The 3,335-nt window shown below is 61.0% G+C and carries 5 protein-coding genes; 1 reads left to right on the top strand and 4 read right to left on the bottom strand.

What is annotated here, in order from left to right:
- Positions 1-102: hypothetical protein (locus L2A60_RS21000; protein ID WP_407932580.1), on the bottom strand; the 102-nt coding region annotated here is incomplete at its 3' end.
- Positions 81-356, bottom strand: a complete 276-nt coding sequence (locus L2A60_RS20055; protein WP_235706227.1) for a hypothetical protein — start codon at positions 354-356, stop codon at positions 81-83. The genes L2A60_RS21000 and L2A60_RS20055, both read right to left, overlap by 22 nt.
- Positions 357-586: 230 nt before the next feature.
- Between L2A60_RS20055 and L2A60_RS20050 the strand changes: the two genes are divergently transcribed.
- Positions 587-2,656, top strand: coding sequence for a recombinase family protein (locus L2A60_RS20050; RefSeq protein WP_235706226.1), 2,070 nt, complete (start codon positions 587-589; stop codon positions 2,654-2,656).
- 19 nt (positions 2,657-2,675) lie between these two features.
- Here L2A60_RS20050 and L2A60_RS20045 read toward each other — a convergent pair whose 3' ends face one another.
- Both L2A60_RS20045 and L2A60_RS20040 read right to left on the bottom strand, forming a co-directional pair.
- Positions 2,676-3,020, bottom strand: coding sequence for an ATP-binding protein (locus L2A60_RS20045; RefSeq protein WP_235706225.1), 345 nt, complete (start codon positions 3,018-3,020; stop codon positions 2,676-2,678).
- On the bottom strand, positions 3,020-3,335 hold a 316-nt coding region (locus L2A60_RS20040; protein ID WP_407932579.1), incomplete at its 5' end, for a hypothetical protein. The genes L2A60_RS20045 and L2A60_RS20040, both read right to left, overlap by 1 nt.

The raw sequence follows: 3,335 nt of genomic DNA, 5'->3' as shown, positions 1-3,335 counted from the left end.
GGCGTGTGCCGCCTCGGCCAGTTCATTGATCATCGCAGTGGCCGTGGTGAACCGCACGCGCCGGCGCTGACGGCAGGCCGCTACGCATAATCCGGTCGCCAGATGCGTCTTTCCCGTGCCCGCCGAAGCAGCGAGATACTGCCGGGTATCACGACGCCGAAGGGCGGATTTTCTATCGTTTTCATCCGCGGTGTGGCGAGCCGGTGGCGATCACGGGGCGGAATCGGCACCAGGGTGAAGAGTTTCTGACGATCCGCCAACTGGATGGCACGTTGGCGCACATTCCCGCGTGGATGATGCGTAAAGAAGCGGCACGGCATGCCATTGTTGAAGTGCCGCGACTGCCGCTCGCGCATTTGCGCGCCCTGCGCTGCCAGATCGATACGACGTTAAGCTCTCTTCAGGCCGACTCGGCTTTGATGGGAGCAAATAATGAAGCGAATAGCCCGAAACTTGGAGCGCGATCTTTTCGAGGCCGAGAGGCCGGGACCACCGTTATCATCGGATCAAAGAGACAAAGTGCTGCCCCTCATTCAGGCACTGCTTCTCGAGATTCCGATGGTGAACGCAGGAAGGGGCGACGATCGTGAATAAGATCACGCCTGAACATTTGGCCCGTGGGGCCTATGTCTATATCCGCCAATCTACAGCCGACCAGCTACTGCATAATCACGAGAGCCGACGCCGCCAGTATGGACTTAGCGAACGGGCGCGCCAGCTCGGATGGAGCGACGCGACGATCATTGATGACGATCTTGGTCGATCGGGGGCGGGTATTGCTCGGCCCGGCTTTGAGCGTCTGCTGGCGGCGATCTGCGAGGGCCGGGTTGGTGCCGTGCTGGCGATCGAGGCGTCACGACTGGCGCGCAACGGCCGCGATTGGCACACGCTGATCGAATTTTGCGGCCTGGTCGGCACACTGATCATCGACGAGGACGGGGTCTATGAACCACGGCATCCCAACGACCGGCTATTGCTCGGCATGAAGGGCACGATGAGCGAGCTGGAACTGTCGCTCCTGCGGCAGCGCTCGCTAGAAGCGCTCAGGCAGAAGGCACGCCGCGGCGAGCTGTTCCTGACCGTGGCGATCGGTTACGTGAAGATTCGACATGATCGTATCCAGAAAGATCCTGATCAACGTGTCCAAGAAGCGATTGGACTGGTATTCGGAAAATTTGCTGAGTTTCAGAGCATCCGTCAGGTTCATCTATGGCTACGCCAGGAGTTGATCCTGTTGCCGGCGGTCGATTACCATGTTGATCAGGATCGACGGATCGTCTGGAAGCCTCCGGTCTACAACACTGTCCATCACATTCTGACCAACCCGATCTATGCCGGCGCTTACGTGTTTGGCCGGACTGGCAGTAGGGTCAGTCTCGAGAACGGCCGCAAACGCGTGGTACGTGGCTTCAAGAAGGAACGGTCGACCTGGGAAGTCTTGATCGTCGAACACCATGAGGGTTATCTCTCGTGGGCCGAATTCGAAAGGAACCAGCGTCTGATTGCAGACAACGCCACCGGCAAGGGCATGATGATCCGCGGTGCTGTGCGCCGTGGCGAGACGTTGCTGGCCGGGTTGCTGCGCTGTGGACATTGCGGGCGAAAGCTTCACGTTGCCTACAGCGGGACCAAAGGTGATGTCGGCCGCTATCATTGTCGCGGTGCCATGATCAACCATGGTACGGGTCCGTGTATCTCCTTCGGATCGCTCCGCGTCGATCATGCCGTTGGCACCGAGGTGCTTCGGCTCTTGCAGCCTCTGGGCATCGAGGCAGCCATCAAGGCAATCGAAGCCCGTGATGCCGAGACCGATGAGAAGGGTCGCCAGACAGAACTGGCGCTCAAGCAGGCTCGCTACGAGGCGACACATGCCCGCCGGCAATATGACGCCGTGGACCCGGATAACCGCCTCGTCGCCGCCACACTCGAAGGTCGCTGGAATGACGCCCTCTTCGTCGTCCGCAAACTCGAAGACCAGTTGGAGGCAATCAAAAATCAGTGCCGATCACCCATGAATGCCGAGGAGCGTGATCAATTGATGCGGCTTGGTGCCGATCTTGAACGGGCCTGGCAGCATCCAGCCGCCACCGCATCCACCCGCAAGCAGATTCTGAGAACCGTGCTGAGCGAGATCGTCGCGCGGGTCGACGAGGGGCAAATCAGGCTGGTGCTCCATTGGCAGGGCGGAGACCACACGGAATTGGCGGTCATGAAGAGCAAGACCGGCCAGCATCGTTGGACCGTCGATACCGAGACCGACGCGCTGATCCGAGAACTTGCGCGGCTGATGCCCGATAAGGCAATCGCAGCGATCCTGAACCGTGCTGGCAGATCGACCGGGCGCGAGAATGGATGGACCCAGTCGCGTGTATGCACCTTCCGCAATCATCGCGGGATCGCCGTCTATCGCGACGGGGAACGGCTCGATCGCGGTGAACTGACCTTGGGTGAGGCTGCGATCAAGCTGAATGTCAGCCCAATGACGGTCCTGCGCCTCATTCGTGACGGCGTGATCCCGGCGACTCAGTTCTGCCGTGGAGCTCCGTGGGTGATCAAGGAGGAGATCCTGGACCGCTCCGAAGTGAAGCGAGCAGCGATAGGGCGACGCAAGCGGCCGCTATCACAAGATCCCGGCCAAATAAGCCTTGCATTATAAACACATACGGAGGTGAGCATTATGACGTGGGATCGGCTTCGCCGACCAGCAGGATCGGTTCCGCCTTGGCCACGTAATCGCCCGCGGCAAGATCGCGCAGTTGCGCCGCCGAGACGCCGGAACGGTCGAACTCGAACCCATCCAGCGTCTTCATCCGCGGCAGTTTGGCCTCGTTCAGCAGCCGCGCGATCGCACGGGTCTCGCGTTCCTCCATCTCAGCCGTTAGCAAAGCTTCGAGATATCCCAGATGTGACTGCTTCTCGCGGGTGGCGGCTTCCGCCAAGCGGGTGAATTGGCCACCGATGGTCGGCATCCGCAGCGTCTTGCAATGTTGGCGGATTGCCTGGTCCTGCAGATCGCTCATCACGCGCTTCCCATGCAGGGGGCGGTGAGCAATACGTCGTAGTCGGCGACACTCGGCATCGGCCGGTCGTAGCGGGCGAGTTCCCCGACATCGATCGGTTCAGGCCGGCCCTTGTGCAACCGCGCCTCGGTCAGCAGATAGCGCACCGCCGCCACGTCGCAGGCACCGAGCGACACCGTGGATATAACCGCCGCCCGGAGCCGGTCATGACCAAACTCCCGGCCGAGCAGCAGCACCGCCACCATCGACCGTGTGCCGTTCTGCTTGCCGTGTCGGGCCCGCAATCGCTCCCAAAGCTCGTCGTAGCAATCGGGC

The sequence above is a fragment of the Acidiphilium iwatense genome (assembly GCF_021556475.1).
Taxonomy (GTDB): domain Bacteria; phylum Pseudomonadota; class Alphaproteobacteria; order Acetobacterales; family Acetobacteraceae; genus Acidiphilium; species Acidiphilium iwatense.
The sequence above is the reverse complement of the archived record's forward strand: the minus strand, read 5'-3'. Positions and strand labels throughout refer to the sequence as shown.

What these genes read in the sequence shown, in the direction of transcription:
- L2A60_RS20055 (WP_235706227.1), bottom strand. Translation starts at nt 356, where the DNA reads ATGCGCGAGCGGCAGTCGCGGCACTTCAACAATGGCATGCCGTGCCGC.
- L2A60_RS20045 (WP_235706225.1), bottom strand. Translation starts at nt 3,020, where the DNA reads ATGAGCGATCTGCAGGACCAGGCAATCCGCCAACATTGCAAGACGCTG.